This window comes from Streptomyces sp. NPDC015171, from assembly GCF_043079545.1.
In the GTDB taxonomy this organism is placed as follows: domain Bacteria; phylum Actinomycetota; class Actinomycetes; order Streptomycetales; family Streptomycetaceae; genus Streptomyces.
Window position 1 is genome coordinate 1 of the sequence record NZ_JBIBUO010000050.1, and the last position, 4,157, is coordinate 4,157.

Below are 4,157 nucleotides of genomic sequence, written 5' to 3' on the forward strand. Positions count from 1 at the left end.
AAATCGCCGCCGCGATCGCCTTCCTGGCCAGCCCCGCCGCGTCGTACGTCACGGGCGCGGTGCTGGACGCCCACGGTGGCTACAACGCCTGAACCCGAACCCCTGCCGCGCGCTCCGAAGGACATCGCGCCTTCGGGGCGCGCACCGCCAACGACCCGCGTGTGCGTGGACACGCCTCAAGAAGCCCGGATCGTGATCGTGTTACGAACTCTAAGGCGGCCGCAGCGTCGTCGCCGCGCTGGGAGGGCGGCGCATGGCGGCCGTGCCCGGCCCCACGCATGCGGGACCTCCGGTTCTGGAGGAACAGCCGGACCCCGACGCGGCACCACGAGGTGGCTGAACAGGACCACCACCCAGGCCCGACACCACGAGCCAGAGGCAGGCTTGCCATGATGTCGATCACGCCCGCTCTGGTCACCTCTGTCATGCCTCCAGGCAGCCTCAACTCCTCCAGCCAGCCGACACTGCTGGTCGACGATGGCTTGCTGTTGCGGCCCTGGCTGCCTTCCGCCGCAGCCGCTGTCACGGCGCATCACAGCCGGCCTCGGCCTGGTTGACGACAGGGACCGCCTTGTGCGGGCGCCAGCCTCAGTAGTCGGATCCGACGGCCCCTTCTCAGACGGGTGCGTGGCGGACGAGTGTTGTTTGCAGCTGTCCCAACCCTGCAGGCAGACCGATCGGCTGAGGGTTTCAGGGGTCGGTCTCGGTGCAATCAGTTTCTGATGATCGCGGCAGCAAGGGCGTCTGTGAGAATCCTTTCCTTCGGAAGTGTCAGACCGAACCGCTGTTCCAGGCTTTCTAGGGGACGTCGCTTGTCGGCTTCCAGCGCGGCGACTAGCTCGGCGTTGTTTCCTAGGACGTCGACGAATCCTACCCAGTCGTCGTTGTTGAGATCACCCATCACTTCGTACACGCCGTCATGGTTGTAACGGAAATGGGGAGGCGGAACGTTCGGGTGCTCGGCCATAAAATAAAGCTCGAATGTATGCGCACCTCCGTGAGATATTTCCGGCGTGTCGAATCGGTTGAGGAGCTCGTACCAGGGTCCGTAGCCGATCGAGAAAGAAAGGTCGCCGACCGATCCGTAACGGATACCTACGGTCGTGTTCACGAGCTTGCTGCGGTCGAGCTCGAACAGGTCGGCCTCGAATGCTGTATGTGTACGCGGACCGATGAAGCGAGGCTTGCTCCCAGGAACGAGTCGGCGTACGAGGTTCTCGGGATCGATGCCGCGAGCCAAGATGGCGCAGTAGCCGCCGGGGAGAGGCATCGGATCCTCGAGCCACTGAAGGCCGTCGGTCATGAAACAGCGTCTCCTGTCGCGAGAGAAGCGGGGGCGGCGCCACCGTAGTCGATGCAAGCCGCCTCCGTGGTTCGGTAGGTCACTTGACCGTGCACTTCACGGTCGCTGCGGTTGCGTTGCATCCAGCGAACTCGAGGGCGTAATACCAGTAGGCGTCCTGGTCGAGCATCCGGTTCGGCTGCGAGAATTGCGACGGGAACAACTGCATGGACTGCGTGTTCGTCCAGTTCGACATGGCCGAGCGTCCACAGACTTCCTTCCACGTTGGAGCAGCCTGGCGCATGTCGTCATAGAAGTGCCACACATCGGTCTGGGTGCGCTGAGAGTATGTCTGCACACACTGGTCGCCCGAAGAGACAGGATTGAGTCCGTCGGGTGTGGGCATGCCGCCGCTGTTGTAGGTGGCGGCGTAAGCGAATTCGTCGCACGACATAGGATCGCTCCCGCTGGGAACGTTGCCGGGAAGCGTGGTCGTGTCGGGGTTGCCTGACTTTGCGGCCCATCCTGACGGACAGATTACGTTTCGGTTTTGGGTGGGTGTACGGCCGGTGTTGCTGGAGCCGCTGGCAGGCAAGTACAACAGTGGCTTGCCGGCCGTCTGGCTTCCGGGGTGGTTGGGCAGCTTGGTCTGCGTCAACAGGCGTGCGCGACGGCTGCTGGGAAGCGGCTGTCCTGGTTTGGTACATCCCCAGGTGGCTCACTGTCACGAAGACGGCACATCGCAGGTGGGGTCGCCTGACTTTCTTGAAGCGGCGTTCATCCCGGGGAACGGTGAGAGCGGTTCCCCGGGGCCGTTCGGGATGGCGGCGTATCGCCGCTAACGGCTGGTGACTTCAGCCGACGGATGCTGTGGCTGGGGGACGCTTGCTGGGGCGGATGAGCTGTCGCTGTCTGGCACCGGGCCGTCTGGGGGAGTAGTAGAGCGCCGCGCGCTGGTCCATGCGCTGTAGAGGGCGGACAGAGCTGTTGCCACGGTGGCCAGGGAGCCGGGTGAGACTCCTAAAGAGATCATCACGACGGTCGCTACCAGTATCGAGAGGAAGACGATCGTGTCTGTGAGGCGACTGTTCTGAGCGAGATTCCGGTGGATGTTCATGGGTCCTACCTCCTTGGGCCGGGCCCCGGCGGTCGGGGCACGCTTAGGTTGTAGCCACGGAATCGAACCCTTAGAGCCGATCTTTTTTCCGATCCACCCAGTGGAGTGCATGCTGCCGGGCGGACTGTTTCCCAGCAGGTCAGAGGGCCGCAGCGATTGTTTCCGGGATCCCGCTGAGCTGACGTGCTCGAACTGGGTAGCCTGGCAGTGTGTCAGAAGATGGGGGCAAGGACGCCGGCGTCGATGAGCCGTCACGACGGGGACCGGGACGGCCACAGAAGAGCCTGGACGTAGCCGGCCGCGATGCAGTCCTGCGCGAGTTCGCGCGAGAGCTACGGCAGTTGCAGGGTGACAGCACCCTTGAGAAGCTCGCAAAAGAGCTGAACTGGTCGAAATCGGCGCTCTCCAAGGCTTTCAACGCCGTCAAGCTCCCACCGATGGCCCTGGTCACCGCGCTCGCGGGCTACCGCAAAGCCGACATCAAAAGGTGGGAGAGCAAGTGGGCGGTCGTACGTGTGCACCTAGAGAGGGAGCGCAAGACCAGCCTGATCGGCCGTCCATTGCCGCAGGAGCGCGACGCGATGCAGGCCATCGCGGCCGAGTACGAGGCAATGCTCACTACGATCAAGGCTGATGCGGACCGCTCCCGCAACATCGCCTCCAAGAAGGCCGAGCCGCTCCTGGCCAAACTGGACGAGCGTCTCCCCACGAACACCAGCAAGGACAGCCGGAGTACTGCGGAGTCCTGGCACGACCTGACCGACTACCTGAGAGCACTGGTACTGCTCTTCGACAGCGAACTCATCGAGCCCAGAGGCACGGACCAAGTGACGATCACGGACGTCCTGCCCCGGCTCGCCAGGCTCGCCGAGCGAACCGACGTGCCAGAATGGAAGCTCCTTGCCGAACGGATCAGTAAGGCGTTCGAGGAAGACCGCAAAACCCCACCGGATCCTCCAGGGACTGTTCCTCCGGTACCTTTCGGATTAGTTAACATAGACCACTTCGCTAGTTTCCGCGCGGCCGCCGGACTGAAAGCCTCACAGCTGGCCCGGAAGAGTGGCTACCTGCTATCCGACGCCAAACTGACCAAAGCCGTTCCGCCGCCGGATATCCCATGGCTGCTCTCTGGACGAGCTGGCGTCTTAACCTTCGCTATGGTGGCAGTCTTGCTACCTTTTATGTTCACAAGCCATCACAGTTCCACACAGCTTGTTTTTACGTTCAGCGGTCTCGCTCTTATCGCTTTCATTGCTGTAACCGTCGAAATTGCCAAAAATCGCAAGAAGTGAACAGGCTTAGGTCCTGTAATTAGGGTGTAAGGTAGTTCCGCCAAAGCTACATAGGGCCTTTGCGATCTGGTCGCCCCTATGGGAAGTGCAACTCCGAGAGCGGTGCCACCCGATAAGCGGGGGTGGGCTCCTATTCCAGATCTGATCCGGTCCTCATTTTGAGGCAAGAGAATGGCCCAGTTCTGCCAAGGCTACATGCTGCATCACCTGATGCAGAGTCACCGACCTCAGCCCACCTGGCCCCTGCCGCTCGGGCCGAAGGCCCGCTTCGCCGTCCCGCGCAGCGGGGCCGGCCTTTGTGGCGTAAAAAGCGCCACCGGGTGGCTGGAGCGCAGCGGAAGTCACCCCAGGGCCGGAGGCCCCGGAGTTCCGGGAGCGCAGCGGACGGAGTGTCACCGGGGCGGCTGAGCCGCCCCGGTGGGCGGGATGCGCAGCATCCCGCAGGAGCTCCCGCGGAGCGGGAGCT

At 63.0% G+C, this 4,157-nt stretch carries 4 protein-coding genes; 2 read left to right on the plus strand and 2 right to left on the minus strand.

The window, feature by feature from the left end; genetic code table 11:
• The first annotated feature begins 14 nt into the window (after positions 1 to 14).
• On the plus strand, positions 15 to 92 hold the full coding sequence (locus tag ACF073_RS41415) for a hypothetical protein (protein ID WP_392076741.1): 78 nt from the start codon (positions 15 to 17) through the stop codon (positions 90 to 92).
• Positions 93 to 712: 620 nt separating this feature from the next.
• Here the strand turns inward: ACF073_RS41415 and ACF073_RS41420 are convergent.
• Together ACF073_RS41420 and ACF073_RS41425 are read right to left on the minus strand one after the other, a co-directional pair.
• Entirely contained in the window at positions 713 to 1,303 is a 591-nt protein-coding gene (locus ACF073_RS41420) for a hypothetical protein (RefSeq protein ID WP_392076737.1), read from the minus strand.
• 79 nt (positions 1,304 to 1,382) lie between these two features.
• A complete protein-coding gene (locus ACF073_RS41425; protein WP_392076739.1) occupies positions 1,383 to 1,940 on the minus strand; it encodes a hypothetical protein in 558 nt (185 codons plus the stop codon).
• A gap of 668 nt (positions 1,941 to 2,608) precedes the next feature.
• Between ACF073_RS41425 and ACF073_RS41430 the strand changes: the two genes are divergently transcribed.
• The gene (locus ACF073_RS41430; protein WP_392076740.1) at positions 2,609 to 3,691 is read left to right on the plus strand and encodes a hypothetical protein; all 1,083 of its coding nucleotides are present in this window, start codon (positions 2,609 to 2,611) and stop codon (positions 3,689 to 3,691) included.
• Positions 3,692 to 4,157: the final 466 nt, after the last annotated feature.